Raw genomic sequence first — 25,433 nt, forward strand, 5'->3', positions numbered from 1 at the left:
CAAAGCGGACAAAACGGTGAAAAGCTGACAAGGATTTCCGTGCGTTCATGACTGCGCCCGCTCGGCGCGGTGACGAATCGGAGGCAGCCAGGTGCGCCGTCACAAGGAACACGCCAGCCCCCTGCCCGCCGGACCGCGGCCGATCGGGCCGTGGGCGCGGGGCTGGCGGCTGCCGGGAGTCGTCGCGATGGCGCTGGTGGCCGTGCTGGCGCCGGCCGGGTGCAGCAGCGGCTCGTCCTCCTCGTCCACCCTCGCCGCCACCGCCTCGCCCCCGGCGACCGCCTCGCCCCCGGCCGCCTCGACGAACGGCGCGACCCAGTTGCAGGAGGCCTACCAGGCGGTGATCGCCAACGTGCTGCCCTCCGTGGTGCAGATCACCACCGGAGACAGCCTCGGGTCCGGGATCGTCTACGACGACAAGGGCGACATCGTCACCAACGCCCACGTGGTCGGCACCGCGACCGGCTTCACGGTGACCCTCGCCAACAGCACCACGGCGCTGGACGCCGGCCTGGTCGCCAGCTACCCCGACTCCGACCTCGCGGTGATCCGGCTGAAGAACCCGCCGAGCGGTCTCAAACCGGCCAGCTTCGGCGATTCGAGCAAGGTCCAGATCGGCCAGATCACCCTTGCCATGGGCAGCCCGCTGGGCCTGTCCGGCAGCGTCACCCAGGGCATCGTCTCGGCCATCGGGCGGACCGTCTCCGAGCCCCAGGCGCCGGGGTCGCCGGGCGCCACGATCAGCAACATGGTGCAGACCTCGGCGGCGATCAACCCGGGCAACAGCGGTGGCGCGCTGGCCGACCTGGACAGCAAGGTGATCGGGATCAACACGCTCGCCGCGACCGAGCCGCAGACCAACGGCGCGGCCGCCCCCGGCATCGGCTTCGCCATCCCGGCGAGCACCATCACCAACATCGCCGACCAGCTGATCAAGCAGGGCAAGGTCACCAACTCCGGCCGGGCCGCGCTCGGCATCACCGCCCGGACCAGCTTCAACCAGCAGTTCCAGCCCACCGGTGCGGTCATCGTGGCGGTCACCCCGGGCGGCGCGGCCGCCTCGGCGGGGCTCCAGGTCGGGGACGTCATCACCAAGATCGGCGACACCCAGGTGGACTCGCTGAACGCGCTCACCACCGCGCTCGCCGCGCTCAGCCCGGGCAGCAAGACCACCGTCACGTACATCCGGAACGGCGAGACCAGGACCGCCGCCGTCACCCTCGGCGAACTGGCACTCGCCCGGACCTCGCCCTGAGCCCCGGTACGGGGACACCGGGCCGCACGCCGCGCAAGGGTTCAGCGGGCCGGGTGCCGTACCGGACCGGCGCCGGGACCCCAGTCTCTGCCACGACGGGGTCCCGGCGCCTTGCCGTGTTCCGGGGGAGGGGCGGTCAGCGGCGGGCGGTGCGGGTGCGCCAGGGCAGCTCGACGGTGACGGTGGTCGGCCCGCCCTCGGGGCTCTCCACCAGGAAGACCCCGTCCACCGCGCGGATCCGCTCGGCCAGTCCGGCCAGTCCACTGCCCGGGTAGGGGGCCGCGCCGCCCTTGCCGTCGTCCTGGACCAGCACCATCAGCTGGTCGTCCGAGCGCCAGACCTCGACCGAGGCGGAGCGGGCGCCGGCGTGCTTGGAGACGTTGGTCAGCAGCTCGCTGACGGTGAAGTAGGCGATGCCCTCGACCGCCGAGTCCGGGCGCTCGGGCTGCCCGTCCGCGCCGGCCAGGTCGACGTTCACCCGGACCCCGCCGGGGACGGTGCAGCGGGCGGCGACCGAGGACAGCGCGGCGTCCAGACCGCGGTCGGTGAGCACCGCCGGGTGGATGCCGCGGGCCAGGTCGCGCAGCTCCTGGAGGGCCAGCTTCACCTCGCCGTGGGCGTTGTCGACCATCCTGGTGGCGGCCGCCATGTCGTCCTCGCTCTCCACCTCGCGCAGCCGCTCCTTGGCCATGCCGAGGTCCATCGCCAGCGCGACCAGCCGGGCCTGGGCGCCGTCGTGCAGGTCGCGCTCGATCCGGCGCAGGTCGGCGGCGGCGGTGTCGACCACGGTGCCGCGGTCGTCCTCCAGCTCGCGCACCCGCTCGGCCAGGGCGCCCGGGAAGAGCAGCGACTCGATCAGGATGCGGTCGACCGCCACCAGCCCGCGGACCACCCAGGGCAGCACCGGCCAGAGCACGATCACCGAGACCAGGGTCAGCGCGAAGCTGAGCACGCCCCACGGCAGCATCAGCACGTTGTAGAGCGCCGAGCGCCAGTTCAGCAGGTCGGTGAGCTGGGCGATGGTGTAGCCGACCATCCCCGGGCGGCGCGGCTTCACCGGCTCCGGCTCGTCGATCCCGGAGCCGTACGCCACCCGGGCCCGCTGCCGGCCCAGCGCGCCCAGGGAGCGGGAGACGGCCAGGCCACCGGCCAGCAGTGGCAGGCCGATCACGGTGATCGACAGTCCCAGGCCGACCGCCAGGGTGGTCACCGCCAGCACGAAGCCGAAGATGCCGAGCGGCAGGTTGAGCAGCAGCCGGCCGACCTGGTGCCACATCCTCGTGCCGTACAGCGGCGGACGCTCCATCCGAGCGTCCTGCTCCTTGATGGCGTCCACGGCGCGGTGCAGCGGCTTCATCCGGATCTACCGTCCCTCTTCGTCGTGCGGGTGGACCAAGCTTCCCGAACGCCGGGCGGTGCAGGCCATGGGGGTGATACATCTTCCCGGCCGGGGGTTAACCCCACCCCGGGCGGGGGTGCCGGAGGTCCGCCGGGGTGTCCGGCGGTCGTCTTGCCAAGCGGGCAGGGTTCGGGCGGAGCGCGGCGGTCCCCTTAGACTCACGCTTTGGCCATGGTTGGGTCCGTGAGAGCAAACGTCGTAGAACTGTCCTGAGGGCGGATTCACGGCCGAGGTGGAGGCGAAGGCATGGAGGGGAAGCACGCGGCTGCCGTCGCGGCCGACCCGGCGGTCGGCAGCGGCTACTTCGACGCGTACGCCGCGATGGGCCTGCTGGCCGTCGTCGGGGTGCTCTTCGTCGCCGTGGCGTTCACCGCCAACCGGCTGCTGCGACCCGTGGTGTACTCGCCCGAGAAGCTCCTCGCCTACGAGTGCGGGGTGGACCCGGTGGGCGAGGACTGGGCGCACACCCAGATCCGCTACTACGTGTACGCCTTCCTGTACGTGATCTTCGCGGTGGACGCGATCTACCTGTTCCCCTGGGCGACCGTCTTCGCCTCCGCCGGGTACGGCGCCGGAACGCTGATCGAGATGTTCCTGTTCATCGGCTTCCTCGCGGTCGGGCTGCTGTACGCCTGGAAGAAGGGTGTTCTGGAATGGACGTGACGCACTCCCACTCCCACGGCGGCGCGCAGGGCGGTCCCGTCCCGCTCGGGCTGCCGGACCCGGCGCGCCCCGGCGCCGTCGAGCGCCGCGGCATAGGCCCGCTGGCCCGGCTCGCGCCGGACCCGGTCAAGGTGGTGCTCAACTGGGGGCGCCGCTACAGCCTCTGGTGCTTCAACTTCGGGCTGGCCTGCTGCGCGATCGAGTTCATCGCCGCGTCCATGGCCAAGCACGACTTCATCCGGATGGGTGTCATCCCGTTCGCACCCGGCCCCCGTCAGGCTGATCTGATGATCGTCTCCGGGACCGTCACCGACAAGATGGCGCCCGCCGTCAAGCGCCTCTACGAGCAGATGCCCGAGCCGAAGTACGTCATCTCCTTCGGCGCCTGCTCCAACTCCGGCGGCCCCTACTGGGACTCGTACTCGGTCACCAAGGGCGTGGACCAGATCATCCCGGTGGACGTCTACGTGCCCGGCTGCCCGCCGCGGCCGGAGGCGCTGCTCCAGGGCATCCTCAAGCTCCAGGAGAAGATCGCCGCCGAGTCCCTGCCGGACCGCTACACCACGCCCGCGGCGGCGCTGCGCCGCCCGCTGGTGGCCGGGCCGCAGGCCGCTTCCGGGGCCGGCACTCCGGCCGCGGGAGCCGGCCCTTCGACCGAGGGAGGGGCCTCGTGACTTCCGCCGAGCAGTACGCGGCGTCGGTCGGGGAGTGGGCGACCGGCGCCGAGGCGTACGGGCTGACCACCGTCGACGTCCCGGCCGAGCACTGGATCGAGGCGCTCACCAACGCCCGCGACGTCCTGGGCCTGGGCTTCTTCGACTGGCTGAGCGCCGTCGACGAGCTCGCCGACGGCTTCTGCGTGGTCGCGCACCTGGCCGCCGTCGAGGCTCCGGGCGTGCGGCACCTCGCGCTGCGCACCCGGCTGCCGCGCGACGGGGCGGCGCTGCCGACCGCCGTCGGGGTGTACGCGGGTGCCGCCTGGCACGAGCGCGAGACCCACGAGATGTTCGGCATCGACTTCCCCGGGCACCCCCACCTCGTCACCCTGCTGCTGCCGGACGGCTTCGAGGGGCACCCGCTGCGCAAGGAGTTCGTGCTCGCGGCCCGGGTCGCCAAGGACTGGCCGGGCGCCAAGGAGCCGGGCGAGTCCGACCACGGCGGCGGGCCGGCCCGGCGCAAGATGCAGCCGGCCGGTGTGCCGGACCCGAACGAGTGGGGGCCGCTCAAGGGCACCCTGCCGCCGGTCGCCGAACGGCCCGCGCGCGGTGCGCGGGCGGCGGGTGCGGCGGCGCGGACGCCCCGGGCGGCCGCCGGTGCCGGTGCTGCCGGTGCTGCCGCCGAGGGCGGTGCTCCGGTGCGGGCGGACCGGCCGCGGCGGACCAGGTCGGTGTCGGAGGGGTCGGCGAGCCAGGCGGCCGCCGAGGCCCCAGCGGCGGTTCCGGCCGAAGGCGGCGCTCCGGTGCGGGCGGACCGGCCGCGGCGGACCAGGTCGGCCTCCGAGGGATCGGCCAGCCAGGCGGTGGGCCAGGGGACCGACCAGCCGGCCGCCGAGCCGACGGCCGGGCCCGCGGCTCCGGTACGGCCCCGGCCCTCCGACGCGCCCCGGTCCGCGGACGCGCCCTGGCACAACCCGGTGCCCGCCCACGACGAGAAGCCTTCGGACGGGAAGCCGTCCGAGGAGAAGCCGTCCGAGGAGAAGCCGTCCGAGGAGAAGCCGTCCGAGGAGAAGCCGTCGGGCGAGCCGGCCGGGCGGCAGGACGAGACCTCGGCCGGAGCGGCCGACCAGGACGGAGACGGCGCGTGAACCTGCTCGACACGGTGCTGCGCTGCGTCGCCACCCTCGTCGTCTTCCTGGTCTTCCCGCTGGTCATCGGCCAGACCGAGCACAAGGTCATGGCGCACATGCAGGGCCGGCTCGGCCCGATGTACGCGGGCGGCTTCCACGGCTGGGCGCAGCTCGTCGCCGACGGCGTGAAGTTCGCGCAGAAGGAGGACATCGTCCCGGCCGGGGCGGACCGCCGGATCTTCCAGCTGGCGCCCGCCGTCTCGCTGCTGCCGTACCTCTTCGTGCTGCTGGCGATCCCGGTCGGCCCGGACGGCTTCGTCGGCCAGGCGGTCGACGCCGGCCTGTTCTTCGTGCTGGCCGTGATGGGCGTCGGCGTGATCGGCAAGCTGATGGCCGGCTGGGCCTCGGCGAACAAGTTCTCGCTGCTCGGCGCGCTGCGCACGGCCGCCCAGCTGATGTCGTACGAGCTGCCGATGGTGCTGGCGGCGGCCTCGGTGGCGATGGCCGCCGGCACGCTGTCGCTGCCCGGGATCGTGGACGCCTGGGAGTGGTACTGGCTGCCCTGGCAGATCATCGGCGCGTTCGTGTTCTTCACGGCCGGTCTGGCCGAACTCCAGCGGCCGCCGTTCGACATGCCGGTCGCCGACTCGGAGATCATCTTCGGCGCGTACACCGAGTACACCGGCCTGCGGTTCGCCCTGTTCCTGCTGTCCGAGTACGCGGGCATCCTGGTGGTGTCCGCGCTGACCGCGGTGCTCTTCCTGGGCGGCTGGCACGGACCGCTGCCGGACCAGCTCGGCTGGCTCTGGATGATCCTCAAGACCTTCGCGCTGGCCTTCGTGGTCATCTGGCTGCGGGTCACCTACCCGCGTCTGCGCGAGGACCAGCTGATGCGCTTCGCGTGGACGGTGCTGATCCCGCTCGCGCTGGTCCAGCTGGCCCTCACCGGCATCATCAAGGTGGCGATCTCATGAGTTTTCCCGGTGTCGGGCTCGCGAAGGGCCTGGCCGTGACGCTGCGGACGATGACGAGGAAGAGCGTCACCGCGCAGTACCCCGACGTGCAGCCGGTGCTGCCGCCGCGTTCGCGCGGCGTCATCGCGCTGCTGGAGGAGAACTGCACGGTCTGCATGCTCTGCGCGCGCGAGTGCCCGGACTGGTGCATCTACATCGACTCCCACAAGGAGACGCTGCCGGCCGCCGAGCCGAACGCCCGGGCCCGCACCCGCAACGTGCTGGACCGGTTCGCCATCGACTTCTCGCTCTGCATGTACTGCGGGATCTGCATCGAGGTCTGCCCGTTCGACGCGCTGTTCTGGTCGCCGGAGTTCGAGTATGCGGAGACCGACATCCACGAGCTGACCCACGAGCGGGAGAAGCTCCGCGAGTGGATGTGGACCGTTCCCGCGCCGCCGGCGCTGGACCCGGCGGCCGAGGAGCCCAAGGAGATCGCCACCGCGCGCAAGGCGGCGGACAAGCTGGCGGCCGCTGCCGCGGCGGCCGCCGCGGCAGCGGCTACCGAGGAGAAGGGTGACGACGCGTGATCGGTGCCACCACGCTTCTCGCGGCGACCGGCTCCCTGGAGCCGGCCGCCCGTTCGTTCCTGTCCCCGACCGGTCAGGAGATCGTCTTCCTACTGGTCGGCATCGCCGTGCTCGGCTCGGCCGTGGTCTCGGTGACCACCAGGCAGCTGGTGCACGCCGCGCTCTGGCTGGTGGTCGCGCTCGGCGGGCTGGCGGTGGAGTTCCTGCTGCTCACGGCCGAGTTCATCGCCTGGGTGCAGGTGCTGATCTACCTCGGCTCGGTGGTCGTCCTGGTGCTGTTCGGGCTGATGCTCACCAAGGCGCCGATCGGGCGCTCGCCGGACGCCGACTCCAAGAACCGCTGGGTGGCGCTGGTCGTGGCGCTGGCCTCGGCCGGGACGCTGGTCACGCTGGTGGTCGACGCCTTCCGGACCTCCTGGATCGACCTCGGCCAGGGCGGCGGCTCGGCCGCCGTCACCGGGGCCAGCCTTTTCCGGCACTGGGTGCTGCCCTTCGAGGCGCTGTCCGTGCTGCTGCTGGCGGCGCTGGTCGGCGCGATCGTGCTGTCCCGCGGCGCCAAGCGGCGGGTGCCGGCGCCCCGGGCGGGCAAGCTGCGCGCCGGGCGGCCGGTCGGGTCCAACGGGACGGTCGCCGCGACGGCGCCGAAGCCGGTTCCGGCGGCCGCCGAGCCGGTGACCGCCGAGCCTTCGACCGCCGAGCAGCCGACGGCCGCGCAGCCGACCGCCGAGCCGTCGACCTCTGAGCAGGAGGGCTGATGCACCTCGCCTACCCCGCCGTCCTCGCCGCGCTGCTGTTCAGCGTCGGCGTGTACGGCGTGCTCGCCCGGCGCAACGCCGTCCTGGTGCTGATGTCCGTCGAGCTGATGCTCAACGCCGTCAACCTCAACCTGGTCGCCTTCGACGCCTGGCTGCGGGACTCGCTGCACGCCGGGCAGGCGCTCACCCTGTTCACCATCACCGTCGCCGCCGCCGAGATCGGGCTGGGACTCGCCATCGTCCTGCTGCTGTTCCGGGCCCGGGGCACCGCGGACATCGACCGGGCCACCGCGCTCGGCGACCCGGCCGAGGCGCTCGCCGTCGAGGAGACGCCGGTCGACGCCGAGGCGCCGGTCGGAGCCGAGGCACTGAAGGGCCGGGCCGCCGCATGAACCTCGCCCTGCCCGTACTCGTTCCGGCGCTGCCCGCGCTCGGCGCCGCCGCGACCCTGGCCGTCGGCAAGAAGGCGCCCGGGCTGGCCCGGCCGCTGGCGATCGTCCCGGTCGCCGTCTCGGCGGTGCTCGCCCTGGTGGTCGCCCTCCAGCTCGGCACCGGCCAGACGCTGGACGCCGCCACCCGGCTCACCCCGACCGGTGGCCCGGACATCGCGCTCGCGCTCCACCTGGACGGCTTCAGCTCGCTGATCTCGGTGCTGGTCGGCTTGGTCGCCACCTGCGTCCAGGTCTACTCGACCGCGTACCTCAAGAAGGACCCGCGCTACCCCTCGTACGCGGCGCTGGTCTCGCTGTTCACCGCGGCGATGTTCCTGGTGGTCTACTCGGGCGACCTGATCGTGCTGCTGGTCGGCTGGGAGGTCATGGGCCTGTGCTCGTACTTCCTGATCGGCCACCACTGGGAGACCGCGGACGCCCGCTCGGCCTCGCTGAAGGCCTTCCTGGTCACCAAGCTCGGTGACGTGCCGTTCCTGTTCGGGATCTTCCTGCTCGGCGCGGACGCCGGCAGCTTCCGCGTCCCGGACGTGCTGGCGGCCGCGACGGAGGGCCGGCTCGGCCACCCCACGCTGACCGCTCTGCTGCTGCTCGCCGGCGTGGCCGGCAAGAGCGCGCAGTTCCCGCTGCACACCTGGCTCCCGGACGCGATGGCCGGCCCGACCCCGGTCTCCGCGCTGATCCACGCCGCCACCATGGTCGCGGCCGGCATCTACCTGGTCGCCCGGCTGCTGCCGGTGTTCCTGCTGTCGGGCGCGGCGCTGGTCGTGCTCGCGGTGATGGCCGCCGTGACGATGATCGGCTCGGCGCTCTGCGCGCTCGCCCAGGACGACCTCAAGCGGGTGCTCGCCTACTCCACCGTCGGCCAGCTCGGCTACATGGCCGGCGCGCTGGCCAGCGGGGACCGCGAGGCCTCGGTCTTCCACCTGGTCAGCCACGGCGCGTTCAAGGCGCTGCTCTTCCTGGCCGCCGGTGTGGTGATCCACGCCGCGCACACCAACTCGATCTCCGCGATGTCCCGCATCCCGGGGCTGCGCAAGCGGGTGCCGGACGCCTACTGGACGATGGGCATCGCGCTGGTCGCCCTGGTCGGGCTGCCGCCGTTCTCCGGCTTCTTCAGCAAGGAGGCGGTGCTGACCGCCGCCGAGCACGCCGCCAAGGGCGAAGCGCTGACCAACGGGCTCGGCCCGGCCTCGGCGGTGCCGCAGGCCGCCGGGTGGATCGTGCTGATCTCCGCCGGGCTCACCGCGCTGCTCACCGCCGCGTACGCGGCCAGGCTCTTCCTGGTCGCGTTCCACAGCCCGGCCGGGGCCGCCGCGGCCGCCCCGCAGGTGCTGCCCGCCGCCGACCGGAGCACCGTCGCGGCCGACCACGAGGCCGACGCGCCGTACTCGCCCGAGCTCGACGAGGCCGACCCGGCCGTCGCCGAACCGCCCGCGATGCGCTGGCCGCTGTGGGTGCTGGCCGTGCCGACCATGGGCTTCGGCATCGCCGGCCTGCGCTCGGACTGGCTGCCCGCGCTGCTGGACGGCGGCTCGCTGCGGCCCTCCGCCGTCACCGCCGTCACCGGGACCGGGCTCGCCGTCGTCGGCGCGCTCGCCGCGTACGGCGCCTGGCGTTCGGCGACCGCCCGACTGGGCACCGGCCGCCCGGCCCCGGCCGTCGCCGGCCGGGTGCCCGAGCAGGGCGCCGCCCCGGCCGCCGAGGTGATCGTCGCCGACCCCGGGCGCACCCTGCTCGGCCCGCTGTTCGGCCCGGCCCGGCACGGCTTCGGCGTCGACCGGCTGTACCACGCGCTGTTCGTCCGCCCGGTGGGCGCCGCCGCCAAGCTGGTCCGCTTCCTCGACCGCGAGGTCGTCGAGACCTACGTGCGCGGCAGCGCGGTGGGCGCCAACCTGCTCGGCCGGGCCGTCCGGCTCGCGCAGACCGGCAACGCCCAGACGTACCTCAGCGTCCTGCTGGCCGCCGTCGTCCTGCTGGCCGTCCTGGTGGCGGTGTAGCCGGTGCTGCTGTCCTCCACCTCCGTCCCCTCGACCGCTGCTGGGAGCCCCCGATGAACGCAGTCCTCATCGCCCTCCTGGTGCTGCCGCTGCTCGGTGCCGCACTCACCCTGGCGCCGGTGTTCGGGCCGGACCGGGCCGTGGCCGACCGGCGGGCACTGCGGCTGAACACCGTCGTCACCGGCGCGGTGTTCCTGCTCACCGTCGCCCTCGCGGCCGGCTTCGACCACGACGAACCCGCCCGGATGCAGGCCACCACCGACGTGTCCTGGATCCCGGCCATGCACGTGCGCCTCCACCTCGGGGTGGACGGCGTCTCGCTGCCGCTGGTCGTGCTGACCGCGCTGCTCACCTTCCTCTGCGCGCTGTACTCGGAGAAGAGGCTGCCGAACGGGGAGGGCGTCCCGTCGGCGCAGGCCTTCGTCGGGCTGTTCCTGCTGCTCGAAGTCGGCATGCTCGCCACCTTCGCGGTGCTGGACCTCCTGCTCTTCTTCGTGGCCTTCGAGATCGTGCTGATCCCGATGTACTTCCTGATCGCCCGCTGGGGGAGCGGGGCGAAGGTGCCGGCCGCCAACCGCTTCATCCTCTACACGCTGCTCGGCTCGGCCGTGATGCTGCTCGGCTTCCTGCTGATCGGCAGCAAGGCGGGCACCTTCGACATGCAGGCCCTGGCCGCCGCGCACGGCAGCGGCCTGAGCCACACCACCCAGGTGATCGCCGCGCTGGCGATCCTGGTCGGGCTCGCGGTCAAGGCCCCGGCCTGGCCGCTGCACAGCTGGCTCCCCGACGCGCACACCGCCGCCCCGACGGTGGGCTCGGTGCTGCTCGCCGGCGTGCTGCTGAAGATGGGCACCTACGGCCTGGTCCGCGTCCTCCTCCCGGTCGTGCCGGACGGCGCCGCCACGCTGGCCCCCTACCTGGGCGCCTTCGCGGCCGTCGGCATCGTCTACGGCTCACTGGCCTGCCTGGCGCTGGCCCGCCCCGGTGCCAAGGGCGACCTCAAGCGCCTGATCGCGTACTCCTCCGTCGGCCACATGGGCTTCGTGCTGCTCGGCATCGCCTCCCTCACCCCGGTGGGCGTCAACGGCGCGCTGTTCGCCAACATCGCCCACGGTCTGATCACCGGTCTGCTGTTCTTCGTCGTCGGCGCGCTCAAGGACCGCTACGGCACCGCCGACCTCGACACCCTCGCCGGCACCACCGGAGCCGCCCTGTACGGCCGGGCCCCGCGGCTCGGCGTGCTGCTCGCCTTCGCCGCCGTCGCCAGCCTCGGCCTGCCCGGCCTGGCCGGCTTCTGGGGCGAGCTGCTCGCCATGTTCGGCGCGTTCGACCCGGCCGACGGCCTGTCGCGCCCCGCGTTCGTCACCTACATGGTCCTGGCCGGCCTCGGCACCCTCCTCACCGCCGCGTACCTCCTGATCGTGGTCAAGCGCGTCTGCATGGGGGACCCCGAGCAGCCCGCACCGGTGGCCGAGCTCGCCGACCTGCGCCCGTACGAGGCCGTCAGCTGGACGCCGCTGGCCGCGCTCACCCTGCTCGCCGGCCTCTGGCCCGCGCTGCTGCTCGGCCTCTCCGATCCCGCCGTCAAGCACCTCCTCGGGGGTGGCTGACCGTGCTCGCAGCCCAGACCGCCGCACTCGGACCTCACTCCACGGGGCAGCACACTGTGACCTCCCTCGCCGTAGCCAACCCGGGCAGCCTGATCCAGTCCGTGGACTGGGTGGCGATCGCGCCCCCGCTGATCGCCGCCGTGGCCTCCCTCGCCGTGCTGCTCACGGACCTGTTCCTGCCCGAGCGGCACAAGCGGTGGCTCGGCCGCCTCACCGCGGCCGGACTCGCCCTCGCCCTCATCGCGCTCCTTCCCCTCACCGGCGGATCACCCCGAGCGACCTTCTGCGTGCAGAACGTAGCAGGGGGGTCTGACAACGGCGGTTGCTCGTACGTCGCCGACCACTTCGCCCTGGTGTTCCAGCTGCTCGCCCTCGGCGGCGCGCTGATCGCGGCGCTGCTGTCGGCGCACACGGTGGAGACCGAGAAGCTGCCGCGCGGCGAGTACTGGTTCCTGCTGCTCTCCAGCGCCACCGGCGCCGCCCTGCTGCCCGCCTCCCGGGACCTCGCCACCATGGTGATCGCCCTGGAGGTCGCCTCGCTGCCCGCCTTCGCCCTGGTGGCGCTGCGCCGGGACGGCCGGGGCGCGGAGGCCGCCTTCAAGTTCTTCGTCTCCTCGGTGACCGCGACCGCCGTGATGCTGCTCGGCGTCGGCTTCGTCTACGCGGCGAGCGGCAGCCTGCACCTCGGCGCCGTCGCCCAGGGCCTGGAGCACGCCCCCGGGCAGCTCAGGCCGCTGGCCGAAGCGGGCGCGGTGCTGACCCTGGTCGGCTTCGCCTTCAAGGTCGCCGCCGTCCCGTTCCACTTCTGGGTGCCCGACACCTACACCGGCGCCCCGCTGCCGGTGGCCGGCTACCTCTCGGTGGTCGGCAAGGCGGCCGGCCTGTCCGGGCTCGCCCTCGCCACCACCGTCGCGTTCCGCCCGTACGCCCACACCTGGGGCCTGGTGCTCGCCGTGCTGGCCGCCGTCACCATGACCGTCGGCAACGTCGGCGCACTGCGGCAGCGCTTCGACACCCGGTACAGCGCGGTGCGGCTGCTCGCCTGGTCCTCGGTCGGCCAGGCCGGGTACCTGCTGGTGCCGCTCGCCGCCGCCGGCTACGCGCCCACCGGCGTCGATCCGCTCGGCGCCACCGCCGCGTACGCGCTGATCTACGGCGTGGTGAACCTCGGCGCCTTCGGGGTGGTCGCCGCCGTCGGCCGCCGCGCCGGGACCAGCGTGGACGACTTCCGCGGCCTGTTCTCCCGCAACCGCTGGACGGCGCTGGCGCTCGCCTTCTTCCTGCTCTGCCTGGCCGGGCTGCCGCCGGGCGTGATCGGCCTGTTCGGCAAGGTCGTGGTGTTCCGCGCTGCGGTCGACGCCGGGCTGGGCTGGCTGGCCGTGGTGATGGCCGTCAACGTGGTCGTCGCCCTGTACTACTACCTGCTGTGGACGGCCCGGCTGTTCGCCCCGGCGGGCGACGCGCCCCTCGGGGAGGCCGCCGCCGGGCACCGCCTGCCGGTGAGCCTCACCGCGACCCTGGGGCTGACCGCCTCGGCGGCCGTGGTCCTCTCGGTGGCGCCGCAGCTGGTCCTCCAGGTGGCGGGCGGCTCGCTGTTCTGAGCCCCCGGCCGGGACCGGGCCGCGGTGCGGCGGGGCGGTCCCGGGGCACCGTCGGGGGGCGCGGTCCTGCGGTGTCGGGCCGCGGTCCGGCGGTGTCGCGTCGGTCACAAGGGAACAAGGTCCCCGGCCCCACCCGTTGACCGGGCAAGAGGGACGAGGCAGAAAGGGCTTCCCCACCGCACCATTGGAGGGCCTGACGTGCACAGCAGGCACAACGGACTGAGGACCGCCGTCCTGCTCGGAGGCCTCTCGGCGCTGATCCTGGTGATCGGCAGCCTCTTCGGCCGCACCGGCTTCGTGATCGCCCTGCTGGTCGCCCTCGGGACCAACGCCTACGCCTACTGGAACAGCGACAAGCTCGCGCTGCGGGCCATGCGCGCCCGGCCGGTCAGCGAGTTCGAGGCACCCGGGCTGTACCGGATCGTCCGTGAACTCTCCACCTCGGCCCGCCAGCCGATGCCCCGCCTCTACATCTCCCCGACCCCGGCCCCGAACGCCTTCGCCACCGGCCGCAACCCGCGCAACGCGGCGGTCTGCTGCACCGAGGGCATCCTGCGGATCCTGGACGAACGCGAACTGCGGGGCGTGCTCGGGCACGAGCTCAGCCACGTCTACAACCGGGACATCCTGATCTCCTCGGTGGCCGGTGCGCTCGCCTCGGTGGTGATGTTCCTGGTGAACTTCGCCTGGCTGATCCCGTTCGGGCGCAGCGAGGACGACGACGGCCCGGGGCTGTTCGGGATGCTCGCCATCATGATCCTCGGCCCGCTCGCGGCCGGGCTGATCCAGCTGGCGGTCAGCCGCTCCCGCGAGTACCAGGCCGACGCCGACGGCGCCCGGATCACCGGCGACCCGCTCGCCCTCGCGAGCGCCCTGCGGAAGCTCGACGCCGGCACCCGGCAGCTGCCGCTCCCGCCCGAGCCGCAGCTCCAGACCGCGAGCCACATGATGATCGCCAGCCCCTTCCGCCCCGGCGAGGCCGGCGCGAAGCTCTTCTCCACCCACCCGCCGATGGCCGAGCGCATCGCCCGCCTGGAGCGGATGGCGGGCCACGGCCGGTAGGGCCCGGGCGCCTCGGGCGCCGTACGCCCCCGAACCCCCGCCTCCGACCGGGTCGGCGCGGCCCCTTGCTCGTTAGGATGAACCCGCGCCCGTCGGTCCGGGCGCGGCATCCGGAGGGAGTGGGCCGTCATGGCAGACCAGAGGCACGCCCCGACGACCGGGGACGCGCCGACCCGGCGACGCGGCCAGGGCGAGCTGGAGGCGCAGGTGCTCGCGGTGCTCCAGCAGGCGCCCGGCCCGGCGGCCGCGGGCTGGGTCCAGGAACGCCTGGACGGCGACCTGGCGTACACCACGGTGATGACCATCCTGTCCCGGCTGCACGCCAAGAACGCCGTGACCCGGACCCGCTCCGGCCGCTCCTACCTGTGGCAGGCCTCCTCGGACGCCGCCGGGCTGGCCGCGCTGCGGATGCGCCGGATGCTCGACGGGGAGGCGGACCGGGACGCCGTCCTGGCCAGTTTCGTCAGCGCGCTGCTGCCGCACGACGAGGAACTGCTCCGGGCGCTGCTGGACGCCGCGTCCGCCGATCCGGCAGCGCCCGACCGTGAGAGCTGATCCGTGGGCCTCTTCGTCTTCCTCCCGCTCGTCCTGCCGCTCACCGCGGTCCCGATCGCGCGTCTGACCGAGCAGCACCTGCACCCGCGCGGCGCGACCCGGTTGATGACCGTGATCAGCGCCGTGATGGCGGTGTGCAGCGTGCTCTGCCTCGGCCTGATCGGCGTGGTGGGCACCGCGCAGATCCCCGGCAACCCGCTGCCGGACAGCTGGTCCGACCCGGAGGTGCGGGCCGCGCTGCCGTACCACGAGACGGTCGGCACGGCCGCGATGTGGCTGCTGGCCCTGGTGGGCCTCGCCTGCGCCCGGACGGTCGTCCGCCACCTGCGGGTGCGGACCCGTGCCCGGCGGGCGCTGAGCGGGCTGCCCGCCGGGCCGGGCGGGTCCGGTGACCTCGCGGTGCTGCCGGACCGCAGCCCGTACGCCTACGCGCTGCCCGGTTCGCCGGGCCGGGTGGTGGTCTCCACCGGGATGCTGGACGGCCTGGCCGCCGACGAACGCGAGGCGCTGCTCGCGCACGAGCGGGCGCACCTGCGCCACCGGCACCACCGGTACCTGCTGGCCACCCAGCTCGCTGCCTGCGTCAACCCGTTCCTGCGGCCCCTGCAGGACGCGGTGGCGTACAGCGCGGAGCGGTGGGCGGACGAGGACTCGGCGCAGGCCGTCGGGGACCGCCGGATCACCGCGCGGGCGGTGGCCCGGGCGGCCCTGGTCTCGCACGCCGTCCCGGCGCCCGGCTTCGCGGCCTTCGCCACCCCGGCCGGCGCGGCCGGTCCGGTGCCGCGGCGGGTCGCCGCCCTGCTCGGCCCGGTGCCGACCTCCCGCAACTGGCCGCCGGCCAAGACCCCGGCGGGCCTGGCGGCGATGGTCGCGGCGATCGGTACGGCGGCGTCGGCGCTGTGCGCGCTCAACGCCGCCATCGCCCTGCTGGTGGTGCTCAAGGCCGTCACCCCGCTGTAGTCCGCCGGGGCCGGAGCGTCGCGGCCAACTCGTCGAGGGCGGCCTCGGCGGCCGCCGGCGACTCGGCGGCGAGCGGCCGGAGGGCGTTCAGCGCCGGGATGTCCGCGGCCCTGGTGAGCTCGGCGCTGGCCACGTGGAGGTTCTCCGGCGGGGACCGTCGCCGGGAAGACCACGGTCTTCGGCCGCCGGGCCCGCTACGGCGCGGTGGCGCTGGTGGACGGGGTGCCCGGCATCCTGATCGCCCAGGGTGGGCGGCTGCGGCTGGTGTTGCGGCTGGCGGTCGCCGACGGCCGGGGGCCGCTACGAGGTGGTGGTCGACCCGGCCCGGCTCGCCGCGCTCGAACCGGCCGTCCTGCCCGGATGAGCGCCGCCGGGGTGAGCACGGCGGGCCGGGCCGGGCCGGGTCAGTCGGCGATCCGGACCAGCATCTTGCCGGTGTTGGCGCCGCGCAGCATGCCGAGGAAGGCGTCCACCACCCGCTCGAAGCCGTCCACGACCGTCTCGTCCGGGACGACGGCGCCCGAGCGCAGGTGCGGGACCAGGAAGTCGTGGAGCTCCGGCCGGGCGTCGAGGTGGTCACGGACCAGGAAGCCCTCCAGTCGCAGGCTTTTCCCGACCACGTCGAAGAGGTTGCGCGGCGCGGCCGGCGGGTCCCCGAGGCGGTCGTACTGGGCGACCGCGCCGCACCAGGCGATCCGGCCGCGCTCGCGCAGGGCGCCGATGGCGGCCTCCAGGTGGTCGCCGCCGACGTTGTCCAGGTAGACGTGCAGCCCCTCGGGGGCGGCCTCGCGCAGGCGGTCCGCGATCGGGCCGTCGTGGTAGTCGAAGGCGGCGTCGAAGCCGAGCCGCTCGACGAGCCGGGCCGCCTTGGCGGCGGAGCCGGTGCTGCCGACGATCCGGCCGGCGCCGAGCAGCCGGGCGAGCTGTCCGGCGGCGGTACCGACGCCGCCGGCGGCCGCCGAGACGAAGAGCGTCTCGCCAGCCCTGAGCCGGGCGATCCTGGTAAGCGCCACCCAGGCGGACAGGCCGGTGCCACCGAGCACCGACAGGTGGGCGCTGAGCGGGACACCGGCGAGCTCGGGCAGCAGGCTCGCCCGCTCCACGGTGACCACCGAGTGGGTGCGCCACGCCTGGCGGTGCTGGACCAGCGCCCCGACCGGCAGGCTGTCGGCCCGGGACTCCACCACCCGGCCGAGGGTGCGTCCCTCCAGCGGGGCGTGCAGCTCCCAGCCGCCCTCCTCCATCTCCTCGCGCATGTACGGGTCGACGGACTGGTAGAGGTTCTCGACCAGGGCCTCGCCCGCTGCGAGGGCCGGGACGGTCTCGTCGACGAAGGCGAAGTTCGCGGCGGTGGGCGCGCCGTCGGGGCGGGACACCAGGTGGACGGCGTGGACGGTGGGACGGGACATCGGGTGCTGCTCCAGGGGCGGGTGATGGCGGGACGTGATCACCGTAGAAAGCGCGGGAGCGGCCGGGCAGAGGCTGCTGCCGATGGAACGGCGGCATCCATGAGCGGGATCGATGGATCGCCGGACGGTCGGGATAGGTTCGGGCGCATGACCGATCTCGCCCCGCACGAGCTGCGGACCCTGGTCGCCGTGGAGGAGGAGCGGAGCTTCACGGCGGCCGCCGCACGCCTGGGCACCACCCAGTCCGCCGTCTCGCACACCGTGCGCGCCTGCGAGCGGAAGCTCGGCACGGTGCTCTTCGAGCGCGGACGCCATGGCGCACGCCCCACCGAGGGCGGCGCGCGGGCGGTGGCGTACGCCCGCCGGATCCTGCGGCTGCTGGACGCGATGGGCCCCGAGGTGCGCGGCGCGGGAGCGGCCGGGCCGCTGACCGGCACGCTGCGGATCGCCGCCTTCCGCAGTGCCGCCGCCCATCTGCTGCCGTCCGTCCTGGCCCGGCTGGCCGAGCGGCACCCCGGGCTCGGCACCCGTGTCCGGATCGTCCGGGAGATCGGCCGCGGCACCGCCGGAGAGGTCGCCGACGGGCGCGCCGACCTGGGGCTGGCCACGCTCGACCCGGGCGGCCCGCCGGCCGTCCCCGGTCTGGTCGCGGTGCCGCTGTACGAGGAGTCGTACGCGCTCGCGCACCCGCTGGGCCACCCGGCGCCGCGCGAGCTCCCGCTGGTCGACTGGGACGAGAACTGCGGTTCGTACACCCGGGACTGGTGGCGGCGGCAGGACTGGATCCCGCCCGCGACGGTGGACGTGGAGGACGACACGGTGGCCCTCTCGCTGGTCGCCCAGGGCCTCGGCATGGCGATCATGCCCCGGACCGCCCTGCTGGGCGCTCCGGCCGCCCTCGCCGTCACCGACCTCGGGCCGCGGCCGCCGAGCCGCTCCGTCGGGTACGTCACCACGCCCGAGCTCGCCGGGACGGCCGCCGTCCGGGCACTGATCCGCGAGCTGCGCGAACTGCCCTTGCCGGAAGGGCTGTCGGCGGCCCGGCCCCCGGCCGGTCAGGCCTCGACGGCTCAGCCGTCAGCGGCTCGGGCCGCCGCGGCTCGGCTGTCCGGGGTTCAGCCGTCGACGGCCTCGCGGAGCCTGCGGAACTCCTCGGCCAGCCCGTCCAGGGTGTAGTGGGCGTTGAGGCCGCTGGGGTTCGGCAGCACCCACACCTCGGTGTCCCCGATGCCCTCCGGCTGCCGCCCGAGCACGGCCCGGCGCTGCCCGAAGGCCGTCCGGTAGGCGCCGATGCCGAGCACGGCGAGGACGCGCGGGCGCAGCCGCAGCACCCGTTCGCGCAGTGCGGCGCCGCCCTCGCGCAGCTCCTCGGCGGTCAGTTCGTCCGCCTTGGCGGTGGTGCGCGGGGCGACGTTGGTGATGCCCAGGCCGAGTGCGAGCAACTCCTGCTGCTCGTCCGGGCGGTACTGGCGCGGGGTGAAGCCGGAGCGGTGCAGGGCGGGCCAGAAGCGGTTGCCCGGGCGGGCGAAGTGGTGCCCGGTGGCGCCGGACCACAGGCCCGGGTTGATGCCGCAGAACAGCACCCGCAGCCCGGGCCCGGAGACGTCCGGGATGGTGCCGTCCTTGGCGGCCAGCAGCTGCTCGGCGGTGGGTTTCATCGGTGCGCTCGGGGTCACCCGGCCAAGTCTGCCCTGCCCTTGGCCGTGCTCTCCGCCGTGGCCGGGGCCGACGTCGGATCCGAAGCCGCATCCGGGGCCGAAGCCGAAGCCACAGCTGGGACCGAAGCCGCAGCCGGGGCCGAAGCCGCAGTGGCCGCCCGGCGGTTGTGCAGCCGGCGCAGGCCGAACACCACCACGGCCGCGTAGGCCCAGCCGACGAAGACGTCGATGATGAAGTGCTCCGCGCCGTAGACCAGGGTGAAGGTCATCGCGAGCGGGTAGGCGACCAGCACCGCCCGCAGCCAGCGCTTGGCGGTGGGCCAGAAGAAGAACAGCAGCATCGCCGGGTAGGCGGAGTGCAGCGAGGGCATCGCCGCGACGTCGTTGGCGAACTGACTGCCGTTCTCCAGCAGCGAGTCGGCCTGCGGCAGCCCGCTCACCGAGATCACCTCCCAGACCACCCGCGACAGGTGCGGCAGGTTGCCCTCCTGGGAGACCAGCCACGGCGGGTCGGCCGGGTAGAGGAGGTAGGTGGCGAAGCCCGCGAAGGTGAGCGCCAGGTAGGCGGCGAGCAGCTGCCGGAAGCGGTGGTGGGCGCGCCGCCAGAGCACCGCGAGCAGCAGGAAGACGACGAAGAAGTGCGAGAGGTAGACGGCCACCGCGGCGTAGTCGTACCAGTGCGGCGAGCCGGAGGTGTAGAGGGCGTGCTGGAGCCGGACGGTCCAGGTCTCGCCGAAGCCGAGCACCTCGTCGAAGCGCAGCTGCGGCAGCCAGTGCGGGGCCCACGGGGTGTGCGCGCCGTAGCCGCGCAGCAGCGAGTACGTCCACACCACGGCCATGACCGGGACCCAGTCGCGCAGGACCAGGAGGAAGCCGCGGGGGCCGTGCCCGCTGTGCACGGCGGCGGTCAGCAGGGCGGCGATCAGCCAGAGGAACAGCACGTCGTTGGCCGCGGGGATGCCCTCGGTGCGCAGGAACCAGAGGAAGCACGTCAGGTAGAGCGGCCAGGCGAGCCACCGGAGTCTCGACCAGCCCGTCACGCGTGGACGGGGCGGAGGCACCGGGCGCGGCTGCCCGGCCCGCACGTCGTGCGGGGCCGGGGGGAGGGTCTTGGTCATGCGCACCGAAACTAGCAACCCAAACTTGGAGGTCTCTGGGTGAAATATGACCGGTTCGTAAGGACGTCCGATCCGGTCGACACCCGGTTCGACGGGCGGTCCGACAGATGGTTCGACAGGTGGTTCGACGGGCGGTCGGGTGCCCGGTCCGAAATCCGGTCGGGCACGGTCGGGAATGGTCAGAGATGGTCGGGGGCGGTCAGGCCACGATGGCCAACTCGTGCGGGGTGTTGTTGAAGCGGCGCCCGCCCGACGGGGTGACGGTGACGATGTCCTCGATCCGCACCCCGAACCGGCCGGGCAGGTAGATCCCGGGCTCGATCGAGAAGCACATGCCGGGCACCAGCGGCCGCTCCTCGCCCTCGACCAGGTACGGAGGCTCGTGCGTGGTGGTGCCGATGCCGTGGCCGGTGCGGTGGATGAAGTACTCACCGTACCCGCCCTCGGTGATCACCCGGCGGGCGATCCGGTCGATCTCCTGGCACGGCACCCCTGGGCGGACCGCCTCGAAGGCGGTCTGCTGGGCCGACCGGACCAGCTCGTGCACCTTCCGCACCTCGTCCGGGACGTCCGGGCCGACGTGCACCGTCCGGGTGGTGTCGGAGCCGTAGCCGTCCTTGAGGCCGCCGAAGTCCAGCACCACGGTGTCACCCGTACGGATGACCCGGTCACCGGCCTCGTGGTGCGGGTCGGCGCCGTTCGGGCCGGAGCCGACCACGGTGAAGTCGACCTGGCTGTGCCCGTACCGGATGAGCAGCGCGGCGAGGTCGGCGGCCACCTCGTTCTCCCGGCGGCCGGCGAAGGGGACCTCCAGGATGCCCCGGTAGGCGGCGTCCGCGGCGCCGCCGGCCGCGGCCAGACGGTCCACCTCCTCGGCGTCCTTGACGGCCCGCAGCATCGGCAGGCTGTCGGTGAGCGAGCTGAAGGAGACGCCGGGCAGCGCGCCCTGGAAGCCGAGCAGGTGCAGCGCCCAGGTGTTGTCGGAGACGCCGTACCGCCCGGCCGGGTCGAGCAGCGGGGCCGCGGTGGCGAACGGGTCCTCGCCGTCGGACCAGTCGAGCAGCCGGACGGCCGGGGCGCCGACCGCCTTCTCGGCGTCCGGACGTTCCAACTTGGGGACCACCAGGGCGGGTTCGCGTCCGGCGGCGAGGACGAGGGCGGTCAGCCGCTCGGTGACCGCGGTGGGCGTGTAGCCGCACAGGTAGGCCAGATCCGGGCCGGGGGCGACGACCAGGCCGGCCAGCCCGGCGGCGGTCGCCTCGGCGGTGGCCCGGGCCATGCGGGCGGTGTGGTCCTCGACGGTGAAGGGGCGGGGCACGGCGGTTCCTCCTCGGGGGCCGGACGGGCTCGGCGAGACGCCATCGGGTCGACTCCATCACTTCCGCGCCGAGTCGGCGAAGCCCTCGGGGAGGGACCGGCGCGATCCGGACGACGGGCCGGCCGCCCCTCGGCGCGCCGGGCCCCGGCGGCCGCGCCGGGGCCCGGCGCGGCGCGCCGCCGACCCGGTCGGGGGCGGGCGGGGGCAGGAGCACGAGGGCCGGGGCGAGGCGGAGAAGGGCGGCGCGGGCCAGACCGCGGAGCGCCATGGTCGTGGTCGTCCGGTACGGCGGGGGTGTGTCCGTGGAATGCATGCGGTCCTCCTGCGTACGGCCCCGGCCGGAAGCACCCGGCTGTACGGGAGACGGGGAGGAGCCGGTGGAGGCCGTACCGGGCCAGTCCATCCGGGTGTCGCGGCCGCCGCATGCCGCAGGCGTCCGAGCGGGTGAACGGCAGCGCGACCGGAGAGGCGGCCCGCGCCGTCATGCGGCCCCGCAGTCTGCTCTGCGGTCTCCGACCGGGCACGGAATCATAAATTCGGGGCCGACTGTCGGTGCGGTGGGACACCATGTCCGCCATGTCCTACGAACTCCAGGCGCTCATTGGAACATTGGAGCTGATGACGGTGGCGTCGGCGGAGGTTCCGGCGGCCAGGGTGGTGCCGTTGGCACAGGGGCTGGCACTGATCCCCGTCACCCCCGCCGTCCTCGCCGCGCTCCAGGGGGACGGCACCGCGCGCAAGCGCGCCGGTGGGGCCGGGTTCGGTTGGCACTCGGACGGCTTCGAGCTCCGGCTGGCCGCCTGGTCGAAGGCCGGCCCGATCGCCTGCGTCGAGGCGGACTACTTCGGCGGCAGCGGCACCCAGCGCGCCGCCGTCTGGGCGGACGGCGTGGTCGCCCTCGGCCCGCTCACCATCGGCGAGTTCGAGGCGTCCCCGGCCGAGGGCACCCCGATCTCCCGCGCCCTCAGACGGCTCGGCGCGCACACCGAGGAGGGCCGGGTGGACGAGTTCGAGTCGGTCGGCCTGGGCCGGCACCGCACCACCGGCGGCTGGGCGGAGCCGACCGCCTGACCCGCCCCCGCCCGCCGGGACCGCCCCGGTCACGCGAACGGCCCCGCTCCCGAACCCGGGAGCGGGGCCGCGCCGTCGTCCGTCGGACCGGCCGACCGGAGGGTCAGCGGTAGTTCACGAACTGGATCGCGAAGTCCAGGTCCTTGCCCTTGAGCAGGGCCTGCACGGCCTGGAGGTCGTCGCGGCTCTTCGAGCTGACGCGCAGCTCGTCGCCCTGGACCTGCGCCTTGACGCCCTTCGGGCCCTCGTCACGGATGATCTTCGCGACCTTCTTCGCGTCCTCCGTGGTGATGCCCTCCTTGACGTTGGCGAAGATCTTGTACTCCTTGCCGGAGAGCTGGGGCTCGTTGGCGTCCAGAGCCTTCAGCGACAGGCCGCGCTTGACGAACTTGGTCTGGAGGATGTCGAGGACGGCGCGCACGCGCTCCTCGCCGTTCGCCTTCATCTCGATCTTCTCGCCGGAGCGGCTGATCTCGGCGCCCACGTTCTTGAAGTCGAAGCGCGTCGCGATCTCGCGGGAGGTCTGGTTGATCGCGTTGTCGACCTCCTGCCACTCGACCTTCGAGACGATGTCGAAACTGGAGTCGGCCATGGGTATAGGTCTCCTTGATGCTCTGGTCTTCACTGGCACGGGTCCGCCCTGCCGGGGTGTCCGCAGGCCCAGCCTATCCAGCGCCACACCGGCCCCGCCCGTAGCAGGCGTCCGAGACTCCTTGATCATCGTGTGATCTATCGAGTGGCGGAGCACCCCCCTGCATCGGGTATGGTTTACCAAGTCGAACGGGGCGAACGCCCCGGGGAACGAAAAATCCTGGCTGGTTGCCCGAGCGGCCAAAGGGAGCAGACTGTAAATCTGTCGCGCAAGCTACGCAGGTTCGAACCCTGCACCAGCCACAGGATAGAGAACAGCCCCCGATCTGCGGAAACGCGGATCGGGGGCTGTTCTGCTTGTTCGAGGCGGGCTCGGGCGGGCTCGGGGTGGGCTTGGTCCGGAGTCGGGGCGGCGGGCGGACTTATTGCACATTGCTTGCAATTACGGGTTGCAGGCAGCAGAGTGGTGCCCGGGGGTGGGAGTCCTTCGACAGAGCTGATCGTCTTCCCAGCCGGCGACCGCCGGGACAACGGCTCGCCCCACCCCCGCCAACAGCCACCGGACGGGGCCGACGCGGAGTGACGGCCCCGTCAAGAGCGTGTCAAGGCCGCTCGTGGCGGCGTCAGGAACGCGTACGGGCCCCGGGGCGGTGGGCGCGCGGACCGCAGGATCGGACCAACTACCGACTGCGGAGGTCCCGTCCGATGTCCAGCGCCACCGCCACCCCGGCAGCCACGGCCGAACCCGCGCCGCCTGATACCGGCGCGGGCGACGAGCGGCACCGGCTCAGCGCGCTCGGCGGGCTGGCCGCGCTCTCGCTGGACGCCATGGCCTCGGTCGCGTACGGGCCGGAGTCGATCGTGCTGGTGCTGGCCGCCGCCGGGGCGTACGGGCTGGGCTTCACGCTGCCGGTCACGGCGGCGATCGCGGTGCTGCTGGCGGTGCTGGTCGCCTCCTACCGGCAGGTGATCGCGGCGTTCCCGGACGGTGGCGGCTCCTACGCGGTGGCCAAGGCGCACCTGGGCCGCCGGACCGCGCTGACCGCGGCCGCCTCGCTGGTCGTCGACTACGTCCTGAACGTCGCGGTCTCGGTCACCGCCGGCGTCGCCGCGCTCACCTCGGCCGTCCCGAGCCTGTACGACGACCGCGTCTGGCTCTGTCTGGGCGTGCTGGCGCTGGTCACCGCGGTGAACCTGCGCGGGATCGCCGAGTCGGCGCGCTGGTTCATGGCGCCGACGGCCGTCTTCGTGCTCTCCATCCTGGCGATCGTCGTGGTCGGCCTGTTCCGGGACGCCCCGGTCAGCACCGCGGCCGCCGCCGGCCACGCCTCGGCCCTCGCCCAGAACGCCACCACCGTCGGTGCGCTGCTGCTGCTCAGGGCCTTCGCGGCCGGCTGTTCCGCGCTGACCGGCGTGGAGGCGGTGGCCAACGCCGTTCCCTCCTTCCGCACCCCGCGGGTCAAGCGCGCGCAGCACACCGAGGTCGCGCTCGGCGCCCTGCTCGGCGTGATGCTGGTCGGGCTGGCGGTGCTGATCGGCCGCTTCCACCTCCAGCCGGTCGAGGGCGTCACGGTGCTCGCCCAGCTCGCCGACGCCTCACTCGGCCACGGGTTCGGCTTCTACGTCGTCCAGTTCGCCACCGTGGTGCTGCTCGGGCTCGCCGCCAACACCTCCTTCGGCGGGCTGCCGGTGCTGCTCGACCTGCTCGCCCGGGACAACTACCTGCCGCACCTGTTCGCGCTGCGCGCGGACCGCCAGGTGTACCGGTACGGGGTGCTGTTCCTGGCCGCGGTCTCGGCGGCGCTGCTGGTCGGCTCCGGCGGGGACGTCAACAGCCTGGTGCCGCTGTTCTCGATCGGCGTGTTCGTCGGCTTCACCGTCTGCCAGGTCGGCATGGTCCGGCACTGGCTGCTGCACCGGCCGTCCGGCTGGCGGTGGAAGGCCGCGCTGAACGGCTTCGGCGCGCTGCTCACCGGCGTCGCGGCGCTGGTCGTCACCGGCACCAAGTTCACCGAGGGCGCCTGGGGCATCGTGCTGGCCCTGCCGCTGCTGGTGGTGCTGTTCGAGGCGGTCCACCGCGGCTACGGGCGGATCGGCGAGCGGCTGGAGCTGGGCCGGGTGCCCGGCCCGGTGACCAGGCAGCGCAGTCTGGTCGTCGTCCCGGTGACCGCGATCACCCGGCTGACCAGGGACGGCCTGTCGGCGGCGCTCTCGCTCGGCGACGAGGTCATGGCGGTGACCGTGGTGCACGAGCCGGCCGTCGCGGAGGCACTGCGCCGGGACTGGGAGCTGTGGCGGCCGGGCGTGCCGCTGGTGGAGGTCCCGGACGTCCACCGCCGGCTGGGCCGGCCGATCGCGGACTTCGTCAACGAGCTGGGGGCGGAGCACGTCTACGACCGGCTGACCGTGCTGATCCCCGAGGTGGAGCCGGCCCGCTGGTGGCAGCGGGCGCTCCAGAACCGGCGCGGCGCCGTGATCGACCGCGCCCTGCGGCGGCACACCGACGCGGTGGTCTGCCGGCTGCGCATGCGGATGTGACCGGGGACGGGGGAGCGGGAACGGGAGAACGGGGAGCGGGGTGGCCCCGGACGGCAGCCTGCCGTCCGGGGCCCGCCGTTTTCCGCTCCCGA

The 25,433-nt window shown here is 73.8% G+C and carries 24 protein-coding genes and 1 tRNA gene; 18 read left to right on the top strand and 7 right to left on the bottom strand.

All coding sequences use genetic code 11. From position 1 onward, the window contains the following. Positions 1-187 precede the first annotated feature (187 nt). Positions 188-1,255, top strand: coding sequence for a S1C family serine protease (locus ACWDBB_RS04055; protein ID WP_449788294.1), 1,068 nt, complete (start codon positions 188-190; stop codon positions 1,253-1,255). 136 nt (positions 1,256-1,391) lie between these two features. On the opposite strand, the gene ACWDBB_RS04060 is transcribed toward ACWDBB_RS04055, so the two are convergent. After that, positions 1,392-2,561, bottom strand: coding sequence for a sensor histidine kinase (locus ACWDBB_RS04060; protein WP_449788295.1), 1,170 nt, complete (start codon positions 2,559-2,561; stop codon positions 1,392-1,394). A 339-nt stretch (positions 2,562-2,900) separates the two neighbouring features. On the opposite strand from ACWDBB_RS04060, the gene ACWDBB_RS04065 reads away from it, so the two are divergent. The 13 genes from ACWDBB_RS04065 (at position 2,901) to ACWDBB_RS04125 (ending at position 15,638) form a co-directional block, all read left to right on the top strand. Then, the gene (locus ACWDBB_RS04065) at positions 2,901-3,317 is read left to right on the top strand and encodes an NADH-quinone oxidoreductase subunit A (RefSeq protein ID WP_392867575.1); all 417 of its coding nucleotides are present in this window, start codon (positions 2,901-2,903) and stop codon (positions 3,315-3,317) included. Beyond that, positions 3,308-3,991: an NADH-quinone oxidoreductase subunit B gene (locus ACWDBB_RS04070; protein WP_449788122.1), complete on the top strand. Its 684-nt coding sequence runs from the start codon at positions 3,308-3,310 to the stop codon at positions 3,989-3,991. Before ACWDBB_RS04065 ends, ACWDBB_RS04070 begins: the two co-directional genes overlap by 10 nt. Next, the gene (locus ACWDBB_RS04075) at positions 3,988-5,121 is read left to right on the top strand and encodes an NADH-quinone oxidoreductase subunit C (RefSeq protein WP_449788123.1); all 1,134 of its coding nucleotides are present in this window, start codon (positions 3,988-3,990) and stop codon (positions 5,119-5,121) included. The genes ACWDBB_RS04070 and ACWDBB_RS04075 overlap by 4 nt, the downstream gene beginning before the upstream one ends. Then, the gene (gene nuoH, locus ACWDBB_RS04080; RefSeq protein WP_449788124.1) at positions 5,118-6,077 is read left to right on the top strand and encodes an NADH-quinone oxidoreductase subunit NuoH; all 960 of its coding nucleotides are present in this window, start codon (positions 5,118-5,120) and stop codon (positions 6,075-6,077) included. Before ACWDBB_RS04075 ends, nuoH begins: the two co-directional genes overlap by 4 nt. Then, positions 6,074-6,646: a NuoI/complex I 23 kDa subunit family protein gene (locus ACWDBB_RS04085; protein ID WP_392867566.1), complete on the top strand. Its 573-nt coding sequence runs from the start codon at positions 6,074-6,076 to the stop codon at positions 6,644-6,646. The genes nuoH and ACWDBB_RS04085 overlap by 4 nt, the downstream gene beginning before the upstream one ends. After that, positions 6,643-7,401: an NADH-quinone oxidoreductase subunit J gene (locus tag ACWDBB_RS04090; RefSeq protein WP_449788125.1), complete on the top strand. Its 759-nt coding sequence runs from the start codon at positions 6,643-6,645 to the stop codon at positions 7,399-7,401. The genes ACWDBB_RS04085 and ACWDBB_RS04090 overlap by 4 nt, the downstream gene beginning before the upstream one ends. Next, the gene (gene nuoK, locus ACWDBB_RS04095; protein ID WP_449788126.1) at positions 7,401-7,793 is read left to right on the top strand and encodes an NADH-quinone oxidoreductase subunit NuoK; all 393 of its coding nucleotides are present in this window, start codon (positions 7,401-7,403) and stop codon (positions 7,791-7,793) included. The genes ACWDBB_RS04090 and nuoK overlap by 1 nt, the downstream gene beginning before the upstream one ends. Then, on the top strand, positions 7,790-9,850 hold the full coding sequence (locus tag ACWDBB_RS04100) for an NADH-quinone oxidoreductase subunit 5 family protein (RefSeq protein ID WP_449788127.1): 2,061 nt from the start codon (positions 7,790-7,792) through the stop codon (positions 9,848-9,850). The genes nuoK and ACWDBB_RS04100 overlap by 4 nt, the downstream gene beginning before the upstream one ends. A gap of 53 nt (positions 9,851-9,903) precedes the next feature. Continuing rightward, the gene (locus ACWDBB_RS04105) at positions 9,904-11,460 is read left to right on the top strand and encodes a complex I subunit 4 family protein (protein ID WP_449788128.1); all 1,557 of its coding nucleotides are present in this window, start codon (positions 9,904-9,906) and stop codon (positions 11,458-11,460) included. A gap of 56 nt (positions 11,461-11,516) precedes the next feature. Further along, entirely contained in the window at positions 11,517-13,061 is a 1,545-nt protein-coding gene (locus tag ACWDBB_RS04110; protein WP_449788129.1) for an NADH-quinone oxidoreductase subunit N, read from the top strand. Between the two features lie 198 nt (positions 13,062-13,259). Continuing rightward, complete coding sequence (gene htpX / locus ACWDBB_RS04115) at positions 13,260-14,123, top strand: zinc metalloprotease HtpX (protein ID WP_392867550.1); 864 nt, start codon at positions 13,260-13,262, stop codon at positions 14,121-14,123. Between the two features lie 129 nt (positions 14,124-14,252). Continuing rightward, positions 14,253-14,678, top strand: coding sequence for a BlaI/MecI/CopY family transcriptional regulator (locus ACWDBB_RS04120; RefSeq protein WP_449788130.1), 426 nt, complete (start codon positions 14,253-14,255; stop codon positions 14,676-14,678). 3 nt (positions 14,679-14,681) lie between these two features. Then, on the top strand, positions 14,682-15,638 hold the full coding sequence (locus ACWDBB_RS04125) for a M48 family metalloprotease (protein ID WP_449788131.1): 957 nt from the start codon (positions 14,682-14,684) through the stop codon (positions 15,636-15,638). On the opposite strand, the gene ACWDBB_RS04130 is transcribed toward ACWDBB_RS04125, so the two are convergent. Together ACWDBB_RS04130 and ACWDBB_RS04135 are read right to left on the bottom strand one after the other, a co-directional pair. Next, on the bottom strand, positions 15,625-15,771 hold the full coding sequence (locus ACWDBB_RS04130; protein WP_449788132.1) for a hypothetical protein: 147 nt from the start codon (positions 15,769-15,771) through the stop codon (positions 15,625-15,627). The two genes, ACWDBB_RS04125 and ACWDBB_RS04130, sit on opposite strands and share 14 nt — an antisense overlap. 271 nt (positions 15,772-16,042) lie before the next feature. Beyond that, positions 16,043-17,047 carry an NADP-dependent oxidoreductase gene (locus ACWDBB_RS04135; RefSeq protein WP_449788133.1) on the bottom strand — a complete coding sequence of 335 codons (1,005 nt, stop codon included), beginning with the start codon at positions 17,045-17,047 and terminating at the stop codon, positions 16,043-16,045. Between the two features lie 147 nt (positions 17,048-17,194). Between ACWDBB_RS04135 and ACWDBB_RS04140 the strand changes: the two genes are divergently transcribed. Continuing rightward, on the top strand, positions 17,195-18,223 hold the full coding sequence (locus ACWDBB_RS04140; protein ID WP_449788134.1) for a LysR family transcriptional regulator: 1,029 nt from the start codon (positions 17,195-17,197) through the stop codon (positions 18,221-18,223). Here ACWDBB_RS04140 and mug read toward each other — a convergent pair. The 3 genes from mug to ACWDBB_RS04155 form a co-directional block, all read right to left on the bottom strand. Next, positions 18,163-18,705: a G/U mismatch-specific DNA glycosylase gene (gene mug / locus ACWDBB_RS04145; protein WP_449788296.1), complete on the bottom strand. Its 543-nt coding sequence runs from the start codon at positions 18,703-18,705 to the stop codon at positions 18,163-18,165. The two genes, ACWDBB_RS04140 and mug, sit on opposite strands and share 61 nt — an antisense overlap. 14 nt (positions 18,706-18,719) lie before the next feature. After that, complete coding sequence (locus ACWDBB_RS04150) at positions 18,720-19,823, bottom strand: phosphatase PAP2 family protein (protein ID WP_449788135.1); 1,104 nt, start codon at positions 19,821-19,823, stop codon at positions 18,720-18,722. A 199-nt stretch (positions 19,824-20,022) separates the two neighbouring features. Beyond that, a complete protein-coding gene (locus ACWDBB_RS04155) occupies positions 20,023-21,102 on the bottom strand; it encodes a M24 family metallopeptidase (protein WP_449788297.1) in 1,080 nt (359 codons plus the stop codon). Between the two features lie 615 nt (positions 21,103-21,717). On the opposite strand from ACWDBB_RS04155, the gene ACWDBB_RS04160 reads away from it, so the two are divergent. Next, complete coding sequence (locus ACWDBB_RS04160) at positions 21,718-22,212, top strand: hypothetical protein (protein WP_449788136.1); 495 nt, start codon at positions 21,718-21,720, stop codon at positions 22,210-22,212. 103 nt (positions 22,213-22,315) lie between these two features. On the opposite strand, the gene ACWDBB_RS04165 is transcribed toward ACWDBB_RS04160, so the two are convergent. Further along, complete coding sequence (locus ACWDBB_RS04165; protein WP_355262984.1) at positions 22,316-22,804, bottom strand: YajQ family cyclic di-GMP-binding protein; 489 nt, start codon at positions 22,802-22,804, stop codon at positions 22,316-22,318. A gap of 221 nt (positions 22,805-23,025) precedes the next feature. On the opposite strand from ACWDBB_RS04165, the gene ACWDBB_RS04170 reads away from it, so the two are divergent. After that, positions 23,026-23,106: transfer RNA gene (locus tag ACWDBB_RS04170), tRNA-Tyr, on the top strand. Between the two features lie 402 nt (positions 23,107-23,508). Further along, positions 23,509-25,341 (top strand): APC family permease, encoded by a 1,833-nt coding sequence (locus ACWDBB_RS04175; RefSeq protein WP_449788137.1) that lies wholly within the window; start codon positions 23,509-23,511, stop codon positions 25,339-25,341. Positions 25,342-25,433: the final 92 nt, after the last annotated feature.

This window comes from Kitasatospora sp. NPDC001095 (assembly GCF_053598615.1).